General features: G+C 47.5%; 13 protein-coding genes and 1 pseudogene. 8 read left to right on the top strand and 6 right to left on the bottom strand.

Annotated features, from left to right (window positions below; translation table 11 throughout):
* Positions 1-2: 2 nt before the first annotated feature.
* The 7 genes from ABXS85_RS04455 (at position 3) to ABXS85_RS04425 (ending at position 10270) form a co-directional block, all read left to right on the top strand.
* Positions 3-746: a DotU family type IV/VI secretion system protein gene (locus ABXS85_RS04455; RefSeq protein ID WP_353668832.1), complete on the top strand. Its 744-nt coding sequence runs from the start codon at positions 3-5 to the stop codon at positions 744-746.
* The gene (locus tag ABXS85_RS04450; RefSeq protein ID WP_353668831.1) at positions 743-4822 is read left to right on the top strand and encodes a type VI secretion protein IcmF/TssM N-terminal domain-containing protein; all 4080 of its coding nucleotides are present in this window, start codon (positions 743-745) and stop codon (positions 4820-4822) included. Before ABXS85_RS04455 ends, ABXS85_RS04450 begins: the two co-directional genes overlap by 4 nt.
* Positions 4823-4839: 17 nt before the next feature.
* Positions 4840-5937, top strand: a complete 1098-nt coding sequence (tssA, locus tag ABXS85_RS04445) for a type VI secretion system protein TssA (protein WP_353668830.1) — start codon at positions 4840-4842, stop codon at positions 5935-5937.
* A gap of 291 nt (positions 5938-6228) precedes the next feature.
* On the top strand, positions 6229-6555 hold the full coding sequence (locus ABXS85_RS04440; protein ID WP_353668829.1) for a hypothetical protein: 327 nt from the start codon (positions 6229-6231) through the stop codon (positions 6553-6555).
* Between the two features lie 59 nt (positions 6556-6614).
* Positions 6615-7691 carry a GNAT family N-acetyltransferase gene (locus ABXS85_RS04435; RefSeq protein ID WP_353668828.1) on the top strand — a complete coding sequence of 359 codons (1077 nt, stop codon included), beginning with the start codon at positions 6615-6617 and terminating at the stop codon, positions 7689-7691.
* A gap of 818 nt (positions 7692-8509) precedes the next feature.
* Positions 8510-9088, top strand: a complete 579-nt coding sequence (locus ABXS85_RS04430) for a hypothetical protein (RefSeq protein ID WP_353668827.1) — start codon at positions 8510-8512, stop codon at positions 9086-9088.
* A 327-nt stretch (positions 9089-9415) separates the two neighbouring features.
* Positions 9416-10270, top strand: a complete 855-nt coding sequence (locus tag ABXS85_RS04425) for a hypothetical protein (RefSeq protein ID WP_353668826.1) — start codon at positions 9416-9418, stop codon at positions 10268-10270.
* A gap of 350 nt (positions 10271-10620) precedes the next feature.
* Here ABXS85_RS04425 and ABXS85_RS04420 read toward each other — a convergent pair.
* Positions 10621-11637 (bottom strand): annotated as a pseudogene (locus ABXS85_RS04420) (IS110 family transposase).
* Positions 11638-12191: 554 nt separating this feature from the next.
* On the opposite strand from ABXS85_RS04420, the gene ABXS85_RS04415 reads away from it, so the two are divergent.
* Positions 12192-13643: a mannan-binding lectin gene (locus ABXS85_RS04415; protein ID WP_353668825.1), complete on the top strand. Its 1452-nt coding sequence runs from the start codon at positions 12192-12194 to the stop codon at positions 13641-13643.
* Between the two features lie 126 nt (positions 13644-13769).
* Here ABXS85_RS04415 and pncA read toward each other — a convergent pair whose 3' ends face one another.
* From pncA to ABXS85_RS04390, 5 genes are all read right to left on the bottom strand, one after another.
* Positions 13770-14513 carry a bifunctional nicotinamidase/pyrazinamidase gene (gene pncA / locus ABXS85_RS04410; RefSeq protein ID WP_353668824.1) on the bottom strand — a complete coding sequence of 248 codons (744 nt, stop codon included), beginning with the start codon at positions 14511-14513 and terminating at the stop codon, positions 13770-13772.
* 214 nt (positions 14514-14727) lie between these two features.
* On the bottom strand, positions 14728-16152 hold the full coding sequence (locus tag ABXS85_RS04405) for a gamma-aminobutyraldehyde dehydrogenase (protein WP_353668823.1): 1425 nt from the start codon (positions 16150-16152) through the stop codon (positions 14728-14730).
* A 39-nt stretch (positions 16153-16191) separates the two neighbouring features.
* Complete coding sequence (locus ABXS85_RS04400) at positions 16192-17001, bottom strand: ABC transporter permease (protein WP_353668822.1); 810 nt, start codon at positions 16999-17001, stop codon at positions 16192-16194.
* Positions 16991-17947 (bottom strand): ABC transporter permease, encoded by a 957-nt coding sequence (locus ABXS85_RS04395; RefSeq protein WP_353668821.1) that lies wholly within the window; start codon positions 17945-17947, stop codon positions 16991-16993. Before ABXS85_RS04395 ends, ABXS85_RS04400 begins: the two co-directional genes overlap by 11 nt.
* A complete protein-coding gene (locus ABXS85_RS04390; protein WP_353668820.1) occupies positions 17944-18960 on the bottom strand; it encodes an ABC transporter ATP-binding protein in 1017 nt (338 codons plus the stop codon). The genes ABXS85_RS04395 and ABXS85_RS04390 overlap by 4 nt, the downstream gene beginning before the upstream one ends.
* Positions 18961-19030: the final 70 nt, after the last annotated feature.

Here is a 19030-nt window from a genome sequence, read left to right as displayed (position 1 = left end):
AGATGAAGCAATCCGAATTTCACCTAGTCAAGTTGATGAACGAATTTTATCAGCAAATCATCCGGGTAAAACAATGGATTGAGACGGATAAACTCTTGTTGGAAGCCAAAGGCATACTGAAATTACAAGCCTTGCCTAACCCACAGGAAACGGCGTCTGCGGTGAGCCTTTTTTTAAGCCAATGGTTGGCGGAGAAAAGACGAGACTGGCTTGCCCAATTGACCGAGCGACAAGCCCTGCAAATGGACAAGGCCTACTATGCCATGGTGGCCTTGGCGGATGAACTCTTTATTCTAGAACTGCAATGGGTTGGACAAGAGAACTGGGAGGGGGTGTTGCTGGAGAATCACTTCTTTCACAGTTGTTCGGCGGGGGGCGCTTTATACCGACACATAGATCAGCTGCTGGCCAAAGAAGAACATGACCCTATGGAAGTGCAGTTGGCGGCGGTTTACCTGTTGACCTTAAGATTAGGCTTTTCTGGTCAATGTCGGGATCACCCTAAGGCGTTACGCCAGTATCGACAACAACTCTTTCAACTGGTGCTAAAGCATCAACCACCAGTGGATCAGTTACTCTTCGCCCAAGCCTATGAGCAACAGATGACCTCCCAGCAGGAAGAACGTCTGGCACCTGTGTCGATCTGGTATCGAGGTGCGGTGTACATCAGCCTAGTGTATTTAATTGTGGGAGCCATTGCCTGGTTTATCTTGTTGAGTGGACTGGATAGATGGGGGGCCTTGTGAAGGAATGGCTGGCACAACTCAAGTCGTTCATGCGCCAATACGATACGATCACCCGTCAATTAGAGAGTCTCTATCATGGCCTAATAAAACGACTGGAACCCTTAATCGAAGCGCTTAAACCCATTTGGCAAGACCCTTTATGGCAAATGATCGCGCTCTTGATTGGCCTAGTGCTGTTGGTGCTGGTGGGGGCTTGGTTTGCCAAAAAAATGCTGGCCTTGATGCGCAAGATGGGCAAAGGCGTATATCGAGTGCTGGCCGGATGTGTTCGGCTCATGATGGCGCCTTTTTCGTGGGTCTATAAGCGCCTGTTCCGTAAAAAAACCACCCCCAGCAAACCGCGCCCTTATAAGCAAAGGCTGTTGCTGGTGCAGATACGTCGCGCCATTGCGGTGCTGGAGTATTTAACCACACGTCAGGCTTGGCGATATCGTATGTCTTGGTCCTTATTGCTGAGTGATCAGGCGGCGGACAAACGGCAATTGATGACAGGCGTCTTCAGCGGTCGACGGGACCGCTTATTGCCCCGAGAAAAACGCCTTATGGGCGGCGGGGGCGGTTGGCACTTTTACGATCACGGGGTGGTCATTGAAGGGGATGAGGCCACCCTTGCTGCTCTAGTGAGCCGTTTGCATTGGTATCGACCCGAACGGCCAGTGGACAATCTCATTGTGTGCATTTCCGCCACCTCCTTGTTACAAGAAGAGGAAGCGGCGCTAGACGCGGTCGGTGAAGCCTTGTTTCACCAACTTTGGCAAGTACAGAAGCAAACCGGCTTTGTCTTGCCTGTGTACCTTATGGTGACAGATTGTGAACACATTTCCGGTTGGCAGGCGTATTGGGACAGCCAGCCGGAGGAGGTGTTTGAGCAGATGTTGGGGTGGTCCAACCCTTATCGTTTGGACACCGCCTTTCGCTTGGATTGGATCAACCAAGCCTTTGCTTATGTGTTACAGCGCCTACAAGACATCAAGCTAAAAGTCGCCGCAACGGGACAAGCCTTGGCGGACATGGACGGCTTTATGATGTTTCCCCATCAGTTTGGCAAGTTGCAAAAGCCCTTAAGCAAAGTCATCAAAGGGGCCTTTTCACAAAGTGGTTTTCAAGAGGCCCTGCCTTTGAGAGGCCTGTATTTTAGCGGTCAAAGACAAACCAAGGTGGTGTTTGCCGACGCGGTCTTCCAGCATAAAATCTTTGCTGAAAAGCACCTGGCCAGAGTCATTGATAAGCGTCTTTTTTCCAGCAACACCTTATTTCGGCGCTTGCAGTTTTCCGTATTGGGCTTGGCATTGGGGCTGGCCATCTTATTGGCACACGACATAGTCCGTATCCAGCAATTCAATCAATTTGGCTTAGAAAAATTACAACAAATACATTTGCTGATGCCTGATTGCTCTGAGTTGGGCGGCGAAAGTTATGCTTTATTACAAGGGTTGAGCGACATATCTGGTGCCAATGTGTCGCTGGCGATGCCCCTGTCTTGGTTTGGTCATGCCGCACAGCGAAAAGAACAGAGCGTCAGTCATCAGCTTCTTAAAAACAAACTTTTTCAGGGCTTAGAGTGTCGATTGGAGGAAAAAGCCGAAGCCTTGTTACGCCGTATCAAGGCGGTGCCACAAACCGACCATTATCCCACCTTGCTCAGTGGCTATTTTGACCGTTTTGAGGCCCTGTTGGCCTTTGAAGAAAATCAGCAACGTTTGCTCATGTTGGCGGGCCCCTTAGACAGTGACAAAGGCGTTAGCAAAGCCTTATATGACCTACTGAACTACCTTTACGACAACCCAGTGCCAGAGACCATTGATTTACACAGTCACCTGATTGTCGGGGGCGTTACCCATCTCAACTTGCCATTAGAGTGGAGTGCCACAGACCCATTGGTGGATCGACAAGTGGTCCTTAACCACTTACAGCAACAAACTGATCAATTGCTACAGGCCTTAAAGGCAGTGGTGGAAAACGTGCCCATCGGGCCTTTGCAAGACTTTAATCGTGGCCCCAAAAGGGTACCCCGACACGCCAACCTACCAGCGTCATCCATTGCTCAAGACCTTGGCAGACTGGAATACTGGTTGCAAAAAACCGAACAGGATTGGCTCTCAACCACCCCACAAAGCAGTGCGTGTGGATTAATACAAAGCCATTTGGAAGAAGCGGAAGAACGCATGGTGTTGTTTGGTTACAACGAGGCGGTGTTACAGGCCATGGCCGAAGACTTTGCCGCACAAGAATGCGATGAACCGATTCGTCAGGAACTGGCCAACTTAAGTGTGTCGCCATTTGGCGACTTGTTTGTGCGCAACCAAGCAGGTGTCATTGAACAATCCCCCGCCTTGATTAAACTGATGGACAAAGCGCGGGCTATTACGCAACTGGCTTACATTAAGGGGCGTTTTCCTCCGCTCTTGGAGTCATCCGAAATCATAGTGCGTTGGCAGCAGGCCCCATTGCAACAACTGCTGGATATGCTGGTACAAGAGCAAGCCTTTGCGGCCCAATATTCCGCCACTAGCCTGTTTGAAAATACCTTGCGCAGCCGCTTGCAAGATGTCACCGAGCGTCTGTTAAGCGATGCCATGATACGTCCTTCGCAACAGCTCACCGCCCCCCCACCCAGTTACAACCTGATCGCCGACAGAGAACGCAAATTACAGCAGGCGGTCAGCAGTTTTCGTCAGGTATCAAGCCTGTTGTTGCAAATTGAGACCTTGTTAAAACAACAAGGGGACAGTGTTAATGTGCTGCACCTAAACCAAAAGGTGAATGCCTTTGTGCACTATCAACTCGCGCAAATAGAACAACTGGTGGCTGATTACCGTCTCTACCAACCTGTGCTGTCACCGGATTGGCAAGCGCCCAGTTTTGCGCAAGCCTTATTCCAGCTCAAGGATGCCAAACAAACCGAAAGCTATTTGCAAAACCAACAGCAAAAAATCAACTATCTGGCCTTTCATTATGCCCAGCCATTGCTGCAATACCTACAGAACAGCCACAGTGGCTTAAGTGACCTGAGTGTGCAACGTTGGTTGGCCACCTTGGACGACTTGGCGAGATTCGAGCGGGGCGAAGCGGGTAACCCAGTCAGCACCTTGAATGACCTCATCGGCCAGACCTTACCCGCACTGAACAACCAAGCCTGTGACGACACCTTGGGGTTGATCACCCTTAATCAAGGCAACAGTTGGTTTGCCATGCGCGATCGGCAAATTACCCAGCAAGCCAAATTGGAATGCACCAGCGCCGAGAAAAAAGCCATTATCCAGCGTTACCAAACCTTGGCCCGTGCTTTCAACCAGCAGTTGGCCGGACGCTTTCCATTCGCTGAGTTAAGCCAGATTGGCGTGAAGGAAGTGTCTCCTCAGCAATTGCAGAGTTTCTTGGCGCAATATCGCACCTTATCCAACCATCTCTTGTCCGATTTGGACGCCCTAATGGAAGATCAAGACCCGGCTTTCCCGCTGAATTTACAAGGGTCGTGGCGGGATTTCTTATTGGAGATGGAACAGGTCAATCAGTTTTTTGAGCACATCTGGCAAGACAAGGCAAAAACCTGGCAGGCCAACCTGAATATCCTGTTTGATGCCCATGCTGGTGGTTCTTCTGGCAGTAATCAGATTATTAGTTGGCAGCTGCAAAGTGGCACCCAACAGCTGCAGTTTCCCAACGGGGAGACGCAATTCACTTGGCAAGTGGGTCAGCCACTGACCTTAACCCTGCGTTGGGCCAGTGGTTCGGCGTATCGTCCGCTGGGGCCACCGAGCCGATCTGCCCAGTTACCACCTGTTGTCGATGCCGCCTTAGCCAGTGCGCGTTTTGACAGCCAAGGGCAGTGGGCCTTGTTGGAATGGATCGCCCGTTACCAAAACAAACTGATTCACAGTCAAGATGGGGCGGCGCTCCTATCTTTTTATGTGCCCGTGGTGCTTAAGAGTGACAGCCAACAAGCCCCAGTGCCGGCTTATGTGAGCCGTGCCAATGTGCAATTAGCCGCTTATGTGTTGGATGACAAAGGGCAAACTCGCAATCTGCCTTTGCCCCTGTATTTTCCTACCTATGCGCCTAATCTCAGTGAATAACCGAAAAGGAGGTTAACATGAGACTTGAACACGCAATACAGTCGCCCGATGACTATTTTCAATATCACATGGGCTACAGCTTAAACCAGTTACTGCAACCCATAGGGGACAATGGGGTCGGGCAATCGGTGCGTCACAATGGGGTGTATTCCAGCATCAAGGCGGCCCGTCAGTCCGATGACCCCAACTTACCAATGGGCGTGTGGACCCATGATCTCAAAGTGGCAGACTGGCGCTTGGTGAAAGACATCGCCTTAGAAGCGCTCGCGGAAAAAAGCAAAGACCTGCAACTCATGATGTGGCTGTTTGAAGCCTCAATTCACCTAGAGGGTTTTAACGGCATTGCCCCGGCCTGTCTCCTAGTGCAGCAAATGTGTGAACATTACTGGGAGAGCATGTACCCGGAAATGCTCGATGGTGACATTGAATTTCGCACCAACCCGCTCAAATGGATCAATGACAAACTGGCCCCAGTGATCAAAAGCCTGCCCATTACCCACACCAATTTGGATGGCAGGGAATGCAGCTGGAACGATTGGGAAAGCGCACAATATTTCGACAAAATTAGCCAGCAAGGCAAACGTCCTCAAGGGGACGGCCCCAGCCTGTCAGACCTCAAACAACGTCTTATGCTGACCGACACCTCGTATTTCCAGCAAGTGTTAATGTCACTGGATGATGCCTTAAAAGGCCTGCAATACCTAGAAGACTGGTTGGATGAGCAATGCGGCAGCGAGGCCCCCAGCTTTACCGACTTTAGTGGCGTATTACAGCAGATAGGCGACCTCATCGATTTGGAACTGAATCGCCGTGGTATCCATTTCGCCGGCGAAGAAACAGCCGATGAGTCAGACTCGGACGACCCTTCAGCCAGTGGCATGAATGGGGATGGCGGAGGCGGCAACGGCCCCATTACCAGCCGCGCGGAAGCCTTCAACGCCTTACACAGGGCGGCGGACTTTCTGCAAAAAGACGATCCGCATTCCATCGTACCTTACCTAATCTACACCGCCTGCGAATGGGGCCAGCAAAGTGCGCCCGATTTGTATAAAGAAATCTTTCTCGTGAAGGGAGGGCAAATCAACCTGTTTGACATCATGGGCATTGAATCCTAAGCCGCGCACGGCGTGTTAGACCCGGGTAAAGGCCAGATACCGTGGGTAAAGGGCAACCCAGATTAGAATGAAAAATTTATTTTAACTAATTGAAAATAAAAAGAAAAATAATTTTTAAAAAGTTGGCAACCCTATTGCAATACCCTTAATAAAGCAAGCCAATGCAAGACAGGCTAAGGCTAAGCATAGAAAGCATAAAAAGTATAAAAAGTAGTAAAGGCAAAGCATTGAAAGATGTAAAGGCAAACCGCGAGACCCTCGCCAGCCGCCAAACCACAAAGGACCAAAACTATGTCAGACGATATCGCATTCAAAATTCAATTGGGCCTAGTACTGCCAAAGTTGGACGCTCAGCTTAAAGCGTCATTGGGCGAGATACTGGAAGAAATCATGGACTACTTGAGCAAAGGCACTTTTGCCGATGACGAAACACCGACCTTAGACGAGGTCAAAGCCCTGTTCCTGCAAGATTTGGAGATTTATCTGGACAAAACCCTCTTGCCCGCCCTCGATGCCAAACGCAATCCGCCAGCGGAGCCAGTGGCTGAGGAAGAGGCCAGCGAAGCCGAGGAAGCCGATGCCGAAGCGGCTGAAGCAGCAGAGGAACAGGAAGAGTAAAGCGAAGCAAAAGTGTAATAACGAGAGACTTACACTAACTAACAGGATGGGCAATAACTATGGTTGCAGCCAGACAAACGTCAGACTACCCATTTTCGCAAGCTGCCTTTGCTCAACCGCAAAATGAGTGGCTTGCCCAGCTGCAACAAGTGCAACAGCAAAATATTTATGCTGAAGACAGGCTCTATTGGTTACTGCAACTAAGAGAGTTTTTCGATAAAGAAAGTTCGCTAGCTGAGTATCAATTGATGCTAGATCTGGCACAGCGTTTATGTGATTGGGTGATGGTGATTGATATCGTAAAAGCGATTCAAACCAACCCACAGTTTAAGCTAAATGATGACGCCGCTATAGAGTCGGTTTACGCCTTGGCCGAAGCCCATTTCCAGCTTGGCGACTATGCTACTGCCATCCATCTGTATAAAGGGGCTTTGCTGAGATTTTATCAAAATAAACAGATTCTGGATGCTTATTATTGGCTGACCGAAAAACGGCGACAGATGAACAACCGTGATTTCCCCAAAGTTGACTGGCGTTATACGGAGAATAGGACAGAAACAAGAGAGCTCTATTTAACCCCATTGGAGCCCCATCATATAGATGGTTTTCGCTGGCTTTATATTAATCAGCAAGAAGGTCTGAAATCCGTCTCCGAGTTGTGCAATTTGCCCTGCTTTGAAGACGATCAGCAGTGGTTTGACTGGCATCAAAACAACCAAATGATGCCCAATCATGATGTCTATGCGGTTGTTCATAAAGAGTGGGGCTTTATCGGTTCAGTGTGCCTAGAAGTCTTTAATGGCGTGGGATTCTTCTATTACTGGTTAGGACAAGACTTTCAGGGTTATGGGTTTGGGCCACAGGCGGTAGCAATGTTACTGAGCAGCGGCGTGGAGCAAAAAGGCATGCGGTGTTGTTACGCCAAAGTGTATGAAGACAACATGCCCTCGCAAAAAGCCCTGCACAAGCTCGGCTTTCATCCACTGCCTTTTCGACAAATTGCGCCAGATGACAACGAAATCCTCTATTACCTGGGGCCAGAACAAAGCGAAGCCGCGTGTCGCAAAGAACTGGAAACCCTATACGCCAACATGGGTTCCCACATCGCCCTGCACAAAAAAGTGTGGTTAGGGTGAGCAAAAGGCAAACAAAGAGAGAGGGAAAGGTAAAGAGAAGCAGAGGGGGAGAAAGAGAGAGCGAGAGCGAGAGACAAAGCAGCGCAGCGAAAAGAGACATTACAACTTTGGTTGTATTTGGCGGGGCGCTTCGGCTCATAGGGTGACATGACCTGCTTACAAAAAAGTCATGGCTGAGGAGCGAGGGGCAGATTGGAGGATTGGCTAGTGCTGTGTAAAACACGCCGTCTTAAATTTAGTTTGGGTGTTTTTAGGCCTATTTAAGCCACTACCCTTTAAGCCGTCAGACCTTTAAGCCATCAGACCTTTAAGCCATCAGAGAAAAAGTAAGCCTCGCTTGGAAGACCATAGCGAACCATATCAACAAACTGCAGCAGCGTTATGAGCAAGGTGCCACGAAAGAACGCATTGCAGGTCTCATAAGGGGATAGGTTAAGCATTGGTTGCAATGGGTAAGAAGTGTGGTGGAAATAGATTTAGATGAGGTTCTTAAGGTTATTCGGGAGAGTGAACTTGGGAGCTTGTTTAAAGAGAAGGGTGTTTGGGGTTGAGATTTTGTTTGGCTAAATGGCTAAATAGTTTTTTAGGTGATCCTAAATATCAATGTGGCGCCCAATATCCATGAATAACACCAATGAAGGAACACCGATAGCAAGGTAGCCAGTCATCTTTGACCACTACAAAAAAACAACCTACAAAGGAGAATAACCATGCTAAAACGAGCGTCCACCACTTTCAAATCTGGCGCGAAATTCCTCCTAGGGAGGCATATAAGTACCAGCGTAACAAAGGAAGGGGCTATGCCCGGGCATATAAACATGATAACCGCCGAAAAAGATGTCGGCGGGCCTGATGTACGTGGGTGGGGAGGAGGGGGGGGCAGCAGTCGGTTCAAAAAAAAGCCACTTGCTCCTTTCCCGGGGGCTGAATCTTTGTCTATGGCGGGGGAAGTATTCAGGGGAGTTACCAACGAAGGGCAGGAAGATAGGACTAAAAATCGTCTGCCCGAAATGGACTCGAGTGTCTTCCTCGGTAACCTAACCGAACAGGGAAAGAATCAGCTTGATATGGTAGAAAAAATACATCACAACCTAGGAACTGTCTATGAAACAACCACTGCGCGAGGCACTGCACAAACAAAACGTGACGAGCTTGTCCCCACAAGAAATTGCGTAGGGCGTACGATCGACAACATACAGGCCATAACAGGAATCGATCTGCTTAGCCCGGGACAAATTGGTCAACACTATACTCCTCGCGAAGCGAATGACGTGATAGCGCGAAACAAGGCTGTCTTAATGAAAGCTGGCGCCTCTAGAGGTAATGTAGAAAACGATGAATCTGTGCGATCCATCCCGTGGGTGAATACTCCTGAAGAGATGGATAGTCTGAAATAATGACTTCTAACAGTACATATATGGACGCTCCAGTGGTGTCAAGGCGAAAAAGTCCCTGACACCTACGTATCTCGCTTTTCTTTTTTATAACCCTTTAAAAAATGGATTTAACAGGACACCCATCTAACAAGATTTTAATGGGACACCCACATAAATATTAACAGGACACCCATCTTAAAAGGTTTTAATAGTTTAGTCTGGGTTTCCTATTAAGTAAGAGATTGAGGAGGTTTTAATAGGACACCCACACTAAGATTTTAAAGGATTGGTTTTAACAGGACACCCACTTTAGTGTTCTTGAAAGGTTCAGGAGCAGGAGCGATACAAATGAATGAGAAAGTGCTAGCAGGAACGTTAAGTGTAAGAAAAAAGGCAGATGATGAACTTCAATACTACCAAGTTAAAGGGAAAATCCGTCAACATGATGAAGATAAGACCGAAGTTATTATTGAAACTATAGCTCACGCTGAGAGACCGTCATCGAAAATCGGTGATACAAAAAAGCTAAAGAACACCGAATGGCAAAGCCTGGCGGAGGGTATCAGGGGGCAAGTAAAAGACCCAACAAAAATAAGGAGCGCTACTGCTAAAGAAGTTGTTAGCGCGGGATTGCTTGCAAGTACTGCGAGCCGAAAAGAAATAGCTGAGGAGTGGGTGAGGGGGCTACCGGAAAGAGACACCAAGTTCACAAAAAAAGAAGAAGGAGAGAAATCAATACGTCGAATGTTTCCTGATGATGGCACTCCACAAACACCACGCACTCGTGCAGGGAAAACAGGGTTGGGTCGGTTAATGGGGGAAATTGTAGGCAGTGAGAACGCCGACATAGAATGGAGCAAAGGGGCAGTGGAGCCTACTACAGATAACACAAGTCATCCCGAACATTTCAAATCACAAAATGCCACTTTCAGTGCCCGGACTGAGGTAGTGAAGGAAACCATAAGCGCATCAGGAAAAAGCAAGAACACAGGGGCAACGTCGATACTGCCATCAGCCAATAATGCAGCGGATGAGTCTAGACCTAACGAACCCATCCGGCCACGTGTGGGCACAGAGGAACTGAAAAAAAGTAATCCTCGTTACATGACTCCAACGATATCGTCAAAAGCTAAAGTAAGGCAAAAATTTAACCATGGTGCTTCAACGGAAGTAAATTCAGGACGTCCGCGGTGGAAAATTTAACAGCAAATTGCAGCATTTAACAGGACATATATGGACGTTCCGGTGGTGTCAAGGCGAAAAAGTCCCTGACACCTACGTATCTCGCTTTTCTTTTTCTATAACCCTTGTTTAGTTTCGAAAAAGAGAAACGGTTGTGCTGACATATATCCGGCCTATTCTGAAAGTGTTTTTAGGTGTACTTTCTGGCCCAAATGAGATCCGCACTTAACTGTCTAAAACACCCACTCGGCTTTATAAAACTAGCCTTGTCCTGTACAGACTGTGGTTAAGTGCGGAAAACCGCTTATTCATCTTTTTTGCCAACCTTGAAGGGCTGTGAGCTTTACTCTTTGTCTATCTTTCTACTTTAGTTAGGCAGGTCGATACTCTTCATTTCTGCGTAATATAATCCATGCAATTCGAGCTAACCGATTCGCGGTCGCCACAATGGCTTTCCCTACGCCACGTCGTTCAACGAGTTGCTGAATCCACAGAGACAGTTTATCTTGTCTATATCTAGAAATACTTATCAACGCTCTAGCACCATGGATAAGCTGCTTTCTGAGATAACGATCTCCACGTTTTGTGATGCCTGTTTGATAAGATTTATCACCACTGGCAAACTGTTTAGGCGTGACGCCTAACCACACCGAAAGGTCTCTAGGCTTCGTAAACTGTGCCGCATTACCTATTGAAGAAAACAACGCAGTCGCATTGATGGGTCCAATACCTGGAATCGTCAGTAGATGGCGACAACTCTCATTTTGATCGGCATATTGGTTCAAGCTCTTTTCAATTTGCTTAATGCGTTTGGTGAGTTGTGCTAGCTAATCCAACGCTTCTGTGAGTTGGTGTTTCATAATCAACGACAGTCTATGATCAGCAGGGTCGATCAACATATGACTCATCTTACTAAATGCACTGATACCTTGACCTGTTATCACACCATATTCAGACAGTAGCCCGCGCATCTGATTCACTATGCTGGTGCGACGAGAGACGAGTTTATCTCGAATGCGATGAAGCGCTTGAATATCTTGTTGCTCAACCGTTTTATTGGGTACGAAACGAATATTAGGTCGATGAGACGCTTCGGCAATGGCGAGAGCATCATTACGGTCATTCTTATTTCCTCTCACAAAAGGTTTAACATGCTGAGCTGGAATCAGGCGAACCACGTGTCCCATATCAGTAAAGAGTCTTGCCCAGTAATGACTTGAATAACAGGCTTCCATAACGACCACAGACTTTTCTTGTTTTACGATAAACTCTGTGAGTTTTATACGAGACAAACGCTTCTCTTTAATAACGTTGCGGTTTGGCGAAACAACACAAACCTGAAAAATATTTTTTGCTAAATCGATAGCAATAGTATTAGGCTTATTCATTGGGCGCTCCTTTATCTGATCAACTTTAGTGGCAAACTTAAGTTTGGCGCATTATGACGCCGTTACCAGTTAGGAGCGTCCATCTAATCACCCATCTTAAAAGGTTTTAACAGTTAAAATTTAATAGGACACTCAACTTATCAGATCACTACAGGGACACTTCAAAATCTAACCCAAACTTATTCGTTGGTGTAATGCCGTGTAATATTCAACGCATCAAAGTTGTCTTAGGATTGTAACCTAACGTTTAGTCAATAAAGCAATTTAGTGGCTAGAGGCGTGAGTCAGTAATCGTAATATCAGTACGATTAGAGTAGTAAGTTTGGGTGTTTAGCTTGGGTGTTTTATTTCAAGCGAACCCCAGTGAAATTGATACATATTTTCCATTTACTTGCTATCTTGAATATTAGGGGCAGATCCAAGAGACCATCCACTGGCGAATTAAAACAATCAGTTTTGCATAGTTTATGGGCATAGGCGCTGCTTTATATTTACTGTGTTTCAAGTAGGAAGTTGTCTTTGAGACATCAATGTTAAGGATGAGGTGAAAGAGTATGAAGAATTGCAGCGCCTTAATGGCGGTTTTATTCTTGTTGATGGTGACCTTCTCGGCTGAGTCTTGGGCTCAGTCAGATTATCAAGTGATGGGGATGACAGCAGCCGATTGTCCTGTTGATGCCACTTGGTTAACCCAGCCTTCGCTGCCAGTTGAAGTGAAAAAAAGTGGCGCTGATGGTAGTTCAAATTTCTGTGATTTTTATCAGTTTGCTAATCAAACCTATTTGTATTTGATGTCGCCTTCGACATCTGAACCCAAATTACGCAATTTTCAGGTAAATGAGCAGTTTTCTTTGCTGGAATTTAATGACGACGGCACACCTGCAGACTCCTGTGATATGGCGATATCCGGGTCTACATTACGTACTGGTTTACAGAAATCCAGTCTCATTACGGGGCAAGCAGGGGGTGGGGCGACCATTTATGATCAAGAGGGGAATGTCATTTACTATGACGTCAGATTTACGCGAAATCTCTGCGATTTGTCGGCGAGTGCAGTGGAATTGCAGCAGCAAAATATCACTAATTTTCCCGCTGGGACGATTGAGTTAAAGTTTGCTTGGAAAACCTTGTCAGTAGAGGAAGTTGAAAAAGGCCAATTTGTCACTCAGCAACAGCTTATATCCAAGGATAATGTTACCCTGGGTCTGATTGGCGTGCATATTGTTGTGGCGACAGAAGATCATCCAGAATTCATTTGGGCAACCTATGAGCATAAGTTCAATTCGCCAGATTGCTTGCCTTCATCTTTACAAGAAGAAACCACTTGGACCATGGCCAGTCAAAGTTGTACCGCAGGCTTGGCCGATTCGGCTGATGCCGGGAATGCTTGTAACTTTAATAACCCCCCTGAAAAACTGACTGCTCCAATCGGGACGCCAACCAATATTTGTCGCGTGCATCCTTATGGTACAGTGTTTACCGATGCGAATGCTTGGGAAAATATTTCAGTTATTACTCAGCAAAATCAAGGTATTGATGAGTTACTGAAAAAACAAGGCGATGCTGATATGCAAGTGCTTGAAAATTATTTTAATGTCGGCGCTCTGTGGGCCAGTGATATCACTATGAGTTCAGGTGGGAAAGGAGTGCCTAATGAGCGGGGGTCATTACGTTTGGCAAACTCGGTTGCGGAAACTCGCTATCAGCAGGTCGATATTAACAGTGATTTTGCGAGTAATTGTTTTGGTTGTCATAACTACACAGGCACGTCAAAGACGGTGCACAACAATATTACTTCGCAAGCGCTAAGTCATATTTTTAAAGATATTAAAATTGGTCAGGGATTGGACATTGATGTGTATGCCCAAAAGGTGTTTATGGATAATAACGATGCTCAGAACAATTGCCCGAGCACCTGTTCCGGTACGGCCAGTTACCTGAAATGGAATGGAAATTGGACCAATATCAATCCCTCATCGGGTTCTGTATGCGGTTGTGGGTTGTAATTTGTAGGAAAACGCTAACCGAATACTATAGAGATAAAACGCCCCCAATGAATGAAAAGCTTTTTTTGAGCTTTGAGCTTAGGGGCGTTGGTTATCTTTGTTACTGCAAAATTTGTGATGGCGGGATTAGGCCAGCACGCTGGTTGATTGAATACGTGACACGCCTTTTTCGCTCATGGCTTTCCATGCGGCGGCCAGTGATCCATTTAGGTCAATGGCTCGGGTCGCATCTTCTATGACGGTTACATTGAAACCTGAGGTAACTCCGTCCATTGCAGTCCAAGCGACGCAAAAATCCGTCGCCAACCCCACTACGTAAAGGGTGGTGATGCCGCGTTCTTTTAAGTAATTTTGCAAGCCTGTCGGTGTTTCGCGATCGGCTTCAAAAAAGCCAGAGTAGCTGTCTATATTTGGGTGAAAGCCTTTGCGAATAATCAGCTGAGCATGAGGAATGTCTAAGCCTTTGACTAATTCCGCCCCTTTGCTGCCTTGTACGCAATGATCCGGCCATAAAACCTGCGTGCCATAATAGAGTTCGGTGGTTTCAAAGGGTTTTTTACCTGGGTAACTTGAGGCAAAAGAAGCATGGCCTTTATTGTGCCAGTCTTGGGTAATGACCACATTTTTAAATTGTTTGCTTAATTGGTTGATGAGCGGCACCACTTCATCGCCGCCTTTAACCGCCAATGAGCCGCCGGGTACAAAGTCATTTTGTACATCGACGACAATTAGTGCGCTTTTCTCGTTGCCATTAGTATCCAAAGGTTGTGCCATGAGTTTTTGGCTAATACTTGTTGCTCCGCCTAAACCAATGAAAGCAGCACCTCCGGCTAACAGGCGCAAAGAATCTCTTCTGGTTACATCAGACATATTTGTTTCCTCTTGATGGTCATTTTGGTACATGGAAGAAGCTGGGTTAGCTCATTCCATTTAAATATTGCAGTCGATGATTATTGTTATTTTTTGCGATTGCGTTAATACAGAGCAGCTGAATGCAGGGGGCCGTCATGGTGACCCGGCCTCCCATGCAGTCATAGATCTTCTCTGCCATGGGGCATGCTAAGATCGTGCCTTTTTAGATGGTTTAGTGCTTGCTCATGATGTGGCGAACCACTGTGTAATCTTCTAGACCATACATGGACATGTCTTTGCCATAGCCTGAAAGTTTCATTCCGCCATGGGGCATTTCGGTTGCCAGCAGCATATGAGTGTTGATCCAGGTACAGCCGTATTGCAATCTGGCCGCTAAGCGGGCGGCACGCCCCGTGTCTTGGGTCCAGACTGAGGAGGCCAAGCCATACTTGGAATCGTTGGCGAGTCGCAGTGCTTCCTCTTCGGTATCAAATGGCGTAATCGAGATCACCGGGCCAAATACTTCCTGCTGCACAATGTCGTCTTGTTGTTGTGCATGGGCGATCACGGTTGGTGCGTAATAGAAACCGTCTAGATCAAGTGGATGGCCACCAGTGGTGATTTCAATGTGTTTGAGTTTTTTAGTACGTTCGACAAAATCACAGACTTTTTCAAAGTGTTGTTGGCTGATCAGTGGGCCCATTTCAGTGTCTTCTTGATAGGGGCTTCCCACTTTAATGGTGGCCACGGCTGCGGTGATCTTGCTGACAAATTCATCGTATCGGTTCTGCTGTACATATATACGGCAGGCGGCGGTGCAGTCTTGACCTGCATTGTAAAAGCCAAAGGCTTTTACGCCTTCCACTACTTCTGCCATGTCGGCGTCTTCAAACACCAGTACCGGTGCTTTGCCACCCAATTCCATATGCAGACGCTTCATGTTGTCGGTGCTGGATTGAGCGATTTTTTGTCCGGTGGCGATGGAACCCGTTAATGAAATCATTCTGACCTTGTCACTGCTGCTTAGGCGAGCGCCGACCGAATGGCCCAGACCAAAGATGATGTTGACCACGCCAGCCGGAAAAATATCCTTGAGTAACTGGGCCAGTTTCAAGCTGGTTAATGGAGTAATTTCTGACGGTTTGAGTACCATGGTATTGCCGGCGGCAAGGGCGGGGGCCAGTTTCCAGGCCAACATCATGAGTGGGTAATTCCAAGGCGTAATCGAGGCGGTCACGCCAATAGGGTCACGGCGAATCATGGAGGTATAACCCTCCAGATATTCGGCGGAAGCGGAACCATTTAGGCAGCGGCAAGCGCCAGCAAAGTAGCGAAAGGTGTCGGCTATGGCGGGAATTTCATCGTCCAACATGGCAATGTAGGGTTTGCCTGTGTTGTCACATTCTAGACGAGCGAGGGCTTCACCTTCTTCTTCTATCGCATCGGCCAGTTGTAAGAGTCGTTGGGCGCGATCTTTGGGAGTGGTTTGAGACCATTGCTCAAATGCCGTCTCTGCAGCTTCTATCGCCGCCTCCACTTGCTCTGGGCTGGCTTCAGGAATGCTGGTGAGACACTCTCCCGTAGCAGGGTTAAACACATCGATCGGGGCGCCTTGTCCTAAGACAAACTGACCATTAATGAGTTGAGATTTTTGCATGTTAGTTTCCTTGATTGACATGGTCTTGGTAAATGCTGTTCATTTGCTACCCCCTTCAGCATGCTCGGCCTGCTGAGTTATCTTATAAGCAAAGAGTACAGGAAGCATAGTAATAAGCATGACGAAAAGGGCGACAACATTGGTAATAGGAACGTCTCTTGGCCGGGTTAATTGATTGAGTAACCACAGGGGTAGGGTGTTGTCATGACCGGCTGTAAAGGTGGTGACAATTAATTCGTCAAATGATAGGGCAAAGGCCAGCATGCCTCCTGCCAACAAAGCTGAGCTAAGGTTGGGCAAGATAATATAGCGAAAGGTTTGCCAAGTATCGGCCCCCAGATCCATAGAAGCTTCGATCTGGCTGTAGGCGATTCTGCGTAAGCGGGCAACCACATTGTTGTACACCAATACCACACAAAAGGTGGCATGGCCGATAACAATGGTGAGCAAGCCGGGTTCAATCGCCAATGATTTAAAACTGCTGAGTAAAGCGATGCCGGTGACGATACCGGGTAAGGCGATAGGAATAATAAAGACTAGGGTTAGGACGTTTTTGCCGGGAAAGGGGCGTCGATACATGGCGCCCGCTGCAAGGGTGCCTAATAGCAAAGAGAGAAGGGTAGCCAGTGCGGCCACCTTGAGCGATAAGCCAAGGGCCTGAAAAATATCTGGCCGCTGTGTCGCCGCCACAAACCAATGTAGGGTAAAGCCTTGTGGCGGGAAGCTAAAGGCTGCTTGCTCGGTATTAAAAGCATACACAGCAATAATGAGAATGGGAAAGTGCAGCAGGAACAGACCTGCAAAGGCGATCATGGAGAGCCATTTAGGTGCCTGATGATTAGAGTGCATTGAAGGCTCCTAAGCGTTTGGCAAAATACAAATACAAGCTGATGAGTAAAATTGGCACTAAGGTGAAGGCCGCGGCCATCGGCATATTGCCGATGGCACCTTGTTGGATGTAAACCATACTGCCGATGAATAAACCAGGAGGCCCGATGAGTTGGGGAATGATGTAATCGCCCAGGGTTAGGCAAAAGGTAAAAATAGATCCGGCGGCAATGCCTGGTATGGTAAGCGGCAATATTATATGCCAAAAGGTTTTAAAGGGCGTCGCGCCCAGATCGGCCGAGGCGTTGAGTAAAGAGGTGGGTAACCTTTCGAGTGAAGCTTGAATCGGTAAAATCATAAAGGGCAACCAAATATAGGAAAACACCAAAAAGCGACCCAGATGTGAGGTGGATAAGGTGTTGCCTCCTACTAAAGAAAGGCTCAGCAAATAGTCCAATAACGGAGTCAAATGCAGTAGCGCAATGAGCCATTGAAGCACCCCATCGTTACTAAGTAACAGGGTCCAAGCGTAGGCTTTGACAATGTAGCTGGTCCACATGGGTAGCATGACAGCAAGATAGAAAAAGGCTTTTCTTTTGCCCTTGGTATAACGCGCCATGTAGTAGGCAATAGGGAAGGCAAACACCGCACTGAACAGGGAAACACACAATGCCATGGTGACAGTGCGCAAGATAATATCGAAGTTGGCAGCTTGCAAGAGTTGAGCAAAGTTATCAAGGGACAGATCGTCTGACACCAGCATGGTAAAGTCATCGAAATGGTAAAGACTTTGCCAAAGCAAACTGAGTAATGGCGCAAGGTAGATGACGCCAAACCACAAAATAGGCGTCAAGAGTAAACCAATCAAAAACTGATTGGGGTGACGATACAAATGATCCACTAAGGCGCTAAAAGTTCCTGTGCGTCTTTTGGGTAACATCGACTTTGCTGTTTTCGGTGAGGTCATGGTGTGGCTCCTTCGAGGGGCACCATGGCCGCGGCAGACCAGCTTAGGGATACTTCATCCCCTAGCGTCAAGGGGGTGTCGGTCAGTTGGTTGGTTTGTTGTGCGCTGAGGCTTTCACCACTTGCCAAAGTAATATGAAAACGGGTATTGGCACCATGATAGAGGATGTCACTGATGGTGCCTTGGGTGGTTATATGATTGTCAGTTGGAGACTGGTTGAGCTGAATGTGCTCCGGACGAATGGAAAAGGTGCCTTGTTGTTGTGTCAAACGTTGCGCAAGTGGGCTTGAGATAATGTTGGTAGTGCCAACGAATTCGGCGACGAAGCGAGTTTTGGGGGCATTGTATAAGGCTTGAGCATGATCGACTTGTTCAATGCGCCCCTGATTAAATACCGCCACACGGTCAGACATGGACAGGGCTTCGTTTTGGTCATGGGTGACAAAGATAAAGGTGATGCCGAGTTGTCGTTGCAGGCTTTTCAGTTCAGACTGCATTTGTTCACGCAGCTGTTGGTCGAGGGCGCCAAGGGGCTCGTCCAGCAACAACACTTTTGGGCGATTGACCAGAGCTCGGGCAAGGGCGACTCGTTGTCGTTGGCCGCCAGACAGTTGCCCCGGCATACGTTTACCATATGAAGATAAGGACACCATATCGAGTGCTTCTTGAGCACGAATTTTGCGGGCTTTCTTTGCCATGCCTTTGACCATTAAACCATAGGCTACGTTGTCTTCTATGGTCATGTGAGGGAAAAGAGCATAGTCTTGAAAAACCGTATTAACATCACGCTGATAAGGTGGCAGATGAGCGGCTTCTTTACCATGAATGAGAATGCTGCCTTGATCGGCCTGTTCAAATCCTGCAATGAGGCGCAAGCAAGTGGTTTTACCAGAGCCAGAGGGGCCTAGCATGGAGAAAAACTCCCCCGCCTTGATATCAATAGATACCTCATTGACGGCAACCACATCACCAAATTGACGGGTTACCTTTACCAGTTGAATCGATGCGCTCATAACCTTCCTATGCAATGTTCTGTATTAATTGCTCTGTATTAATTTGTATTGAAGGCTCCCTTGTATCCTA

This window comes from Marinomonas sp. THO17 (assembly GCF_040436405.1).
In the GTDB taxonomy this organism is placed as follows: domain Bacteria; phylum Pseudomonadota; class Gammaproteobacteria; order Pseudomonadales; family Marinomonadaceae; genus Marinomonas.
Note: the sequence above shows the minus strand (reverse complement) of the source record. Positions and strands in the feature narration are given on the sequence as shown.

Excerpts from the sequence above, each read along its gene's own strand:
- ABXS85_RS04440 (WP_353668829.1), top strand. The coding sequence starts at position 6,229 with ATGTCAGACGATATCGCATTCAAAATTCAATTGGGCCTAGTACTGCCA.
- ABXS85_RS04415 (WP_353668825.1), top strand. The coding sequence starts at position 12,192 with ATGAAGAATTGCAGCGCCTTAATGGCGGTTTTATTCTTGTTGATGGTG.
- ABXS85_RS04455 (WP_353668832.1), top strand. The coding sequence starts at position 3 with ATGAAGCAATCCGAATTTCACCTAGTCAAGTTGATGAACGAATTTTAT.
- ABXS85_RS04425 (WP_353668826.1), top strand. The coding sequence starts at position 9,416 with ATGAATGAGAAAGTGCTAGCAGGAACGTTAAGTGTAAGAAAAAAGGCA.
- pncA (WP_353668824.1), bottom strand. The coding sequence starts at position 14,513 with ATGTCTGATGTAACCAGAAGAGATTCTTTGCGCCTGTTAGCCGGAGGT.
- ABXS85_RS04430 (WP_353668827.1), top strand. The coding sequence starts at position 8,510 with ATGATAACCGCCGAAAAAGATGTCGGCGGGCCTGATGTACGTGGGTGG.
- ABXS85_RS04390 (WP_353668820.1), bottom strand. The coding sequence starts at position 18,960 with ATGAGCGCATCGATTCAACTGGTAAAGGTAACCCGTCAATTTGGTGAT.
- ABXS85_RS04435 (WP_353668828.1), top strand. The coding sequence starts at position 6,615 with ATGGTTGCAGCCAGACAAACGTCAGACTACCCATTTTCGCAAGCTGCC.
- ABXS85_RS04400 (WP_353668822.1), bottom strand. The coding sequence starts at position 17,001 with ATGCACTCTAATCATCAGGCACCTAAATGGCTCTCCATGATCGCCTTT.
- ABXS85_RS04395 (WP_353668821.1), bottom strand. The coding sequence starts at position 17,947 with ATGACCTCACCGAAAACAGCAAAGTCGATGTTACCCAAAAGACGCACA.
- tssA (WP_353668830.1), top strand. The coding sequence starts at position 4,840 with ATGAGACTTGAACACGCAATACAGTCGCCCGATGACTATTTTCAATAT.
- ABXS85_RS04405 (WP_353668823.1), bottom strand. The coding sequence starts at position 16,152 with ATGCAAAAATCTCAACTCATTAATGGTCAGTTTGTCTTAGGACAAGGC.